The 2,252-nt window shown below is 76.2% G+C and carries 1 protein-coding gene and 1 pseudogene; both read right to left on the bottom strand.

Annotated elements, in window-relative coordinates:
• Positions 1-1,672 (bottom strand): ABC-F family ATP-binding cassette domain-containing protein (locus L0B03_RS16875; RefSeq protein WP_250448025.1); only part of this gene is annotated, 1,672 nt, incomplete at its 3' end.
• Positions 1,672-2,252: pseudogene (locus L0B03_RS16870) on the bottom strand (4-(cytidine 5'-diphospho)-2-C-methyl-D-erythritol kinase); the annotation flags it as partial. The gene L0B03_RS16875 and the pseudogene L0B03_RS16870, both read right to left, overlap by 1 nt.

Below are 2,252 nucleotides of genomic sequence, written 5' to 3'. Positions count from 1 at the left end.
CGGTCCCCGGCCGCGACCTGGCCGCGACGTCCTCGGCCAGGTCGCTGCTCTCGGCCGTCCCGGCGGTGCCCAGGGCCGCGTTCGAGGCCCCTCGGCCGGGGGCCCCGCGGCGCAGCTCGAGGTACTGCTCGACCCCGCCCGGCAGGTCCCGCAGCAGGCCGTCCCCCAGCAGGGCCACCTGACGGTCGCAGACCCGCTCGAGCAGGTACCTGTCGTGCGAGACGACGACGAGGGTGCCTGGCCAGCCGTCGAGCAGGTCCTCGAGGGCGGCGAGGGTGTCGGTGTCGAGGTCGTTGGTGGGCTCGTCCAGGAGCAGCACGTTGGGCTCCCCCACGAGCAGGCGCAGCAGCTGGAGTCGCCGCCGCTCGCCACCCGACAGGTCCCGCACCAGGGTCTGCGACCGCTCGCGGGTGAAGCCGAGACGCTCGACCAGCTGGGCGGCCGTGAGCTCCTTGCCGCCCACCGCCACGGTGCGCCGCTCGGCCTCGACCACCTCGACGACCCGCAGGTGCGCGAGCTCGTCGAGCTCGGAGACGTCCTGCGAGAGGGTCGCGACCACGGCGGTCTTGCCGCGGCGCACCCGGCCCGTGTCGGGGGTCGTGGTCCCGGCCAGGAGCCGCAGCAACGTCGTCTTGCCCGCTCCGTTGACCCCGACCAGGCCGTACCGGTCCCCCGGGCCCAGACGCCAGGTGACCTCCTCGAGCAGGACGGTGCGTCCGCCGTCGGCGGCGGGGAAGGCGACCGAGACCTCCTCGACGTCGAGCACGTCCCTGCCCTGGCGGGCCGTGGCGAGCCGGGTCAGCTCGAGCGGGTCACGCGGGGCGGGCTCGTCGGCGATCAGGGTGGCTGCCGCGTCGAGCCGGAACTTGGGCTTGCTCGTCCGGGCGGGAGCGCCGCGGCGCAGCCAGGCGAGCTCCTTGCGCAGCAGGTTGTCCCGCTTGGTGGCCGAGACCGCACCGGCCCGCTCACGCTCGGCCCGGGCCAGCACGTAGGCCGCGTAGCCCCCCTCGTAGGCGTGGACCGTGCCGCCGACGGCGTCGCCGGACTGGCTGCCGGTGACCTCCCACAGGCGCGTGCAGACGGCGTCAAGGAACCAGCGGTCGTGGGTCACGACCACCAATGCCCCCCGGGCCTCGGCCCGCGAGCCGCCCCGGCCGTCGGCGCCGAAGCGCGCACTGAGGTGCTCGGCGAGCCAGGCGACCCCCTCGACGTCGAGGTGGTTGGTGGGCTCGTCGAGCATGAGGACGTCGTGGTCGCCGACGAGCAGGGCCGCGAGGGCGACCCGGCGGCGCTGGCCCCCCGAGAGGGTCTCGACGTCGGCCTCGAGGTCGAGGTCGGACAGGAGCCCGGCGTGCACCTGGCGGATGCCGGCGTCCCCGGCCCAGGTGTGCTCGGCGTCCTGCCCGTGGACCACGTCACGCACCGTGCTCCCGGCCGGGAGCTCGTCGCGCTGGTCCAGCAGCCCGACCCGCAGGCTGCCGGCGTGGGTGACCCGGCCCGCGTCGGGGTCCTGCCGGCGGGCGAGGAGGCGCAGCACGGTCGACTTGCCCGCTCCGTTGGGCCCGACGACGCCGATCCGCTGGCCGTCGTCCACCCCGAGGCTCACCCCGTCGAGGAGGGTGCGGGTGCCGACCGTGAGGGAGATGGTGTCGGCCCCGAGCAGGTGGGCCATCAGCGCTCGTCCTGGCTCAGAGGCTCGCGTGCCGCGGTCCGGGTGACCAGCCGCGCGCCCGGCACGGGCCCGGCGACGGTCCGGACGCCGTCCGCCACGCCCGAGGCGGTCATGGCGGCTGCGATCGCGAGGGAGTGCTGGGCCGAGCGGGCCAGGGCTGCGACCGTCGGTCCCGAGCCGCTCACCACCACGCCCAGCGCCCCGGCGTCCTCGGCGACGGCCAGGGTCTCGGCGAGCTGGGGGGCGAGCTCGAGGGCCGCGTCCTGGAGGTCGTTCGTGAGGGCCTGGCCCAGGGCCACGGGGTCCCCTGCGCTCAGGGCCTGCAGCAGTGCGCGGTCCGGCTCGGGGTCCTCCTCGCTGCCGCCGATGAGCTCGTCGAAGGCACCGTAGACCTGCGGGGTGGACAGGCCCGAGGTGCGCAGGCCCAGGGCCCAGTGGTACTCCCCGCGGCTCAGGGCCGGGGTCAGCAGGTCCCCCCGGCCGCGCCCGACGGCGGTCTGGCCCAGCAGCGCGAAGGGCACGTCCGAGCCGAGCTCGGCGGCCAGCTCGTGGAGCTGCTCACGCGACAGGCCCGTGCCCC

The sequence above is a fragment of the Actinotalea sp. C106 genome (genome assembly GCF_023630195.1).
Lineage (GTDB): Bacteria > Actinomycetota > Actinomycetes > Actinomycetales > Cellulomonadaceae > Actinotalea.
Note: the sequence above shows the minus strand (reverse complement) of the source record. Positions and strands in the feature narration are given on the sequence as shown.